1 pseudogene is annotated in these 278 nt (G+C 56.5%); it reads right to left on the bottom strand.

Annotated features, from left to right (window positions below):
- Positions 1-278 (bottom strand): annotated as a pseudogene (locus tag EN786_RS37530) (extracellular solute-binding protein); the annotation flags it as partial.

Below are 278 nucleotides of genomic sequence, written 5' to 3'. Positions count from 1 at the left end.
AAGAAGTCGGAATCCTGCTGGAACAGATAGGTGTAGAGATTGCGCGTGAAAAGCGCCGTCTCGTTGGCCAGGTTCTGAACGAAGTAAGGCTTGCCAGTCTTCTGTTTGAACTGTTCGGCCTGGGCGAGCAGTTCCTCGGGCGACTTCGGAAGGATCGGCGTGCCGTCGGCATTGACGAGACCGGCCTGTTTGAAGAGATCCATGTTGATATGATAGAGCATCGTCCAGCTGTCGATCGGCAGGCCGTAGATCTTGCCGTCCTTGGTGGCGCCGTTGCG

Origin of the sequence: Mesorhizobium sp. M4B.F.Ca.ET.143.01.1.1, from assembly GCF_004792275.1 — a bacterium.
Lineage (GTDB): Bacteria > Pseudomonadota > Alphaproteobacteria > Rhizobiales > Rhizobiaceae > Mesorhizobium > Mesorhizobium abyssinicae.
Note: the sequence above shows the minus strand (reverse complement) of the source record. Positions and strands in the feature narration are given on the sequence as shown.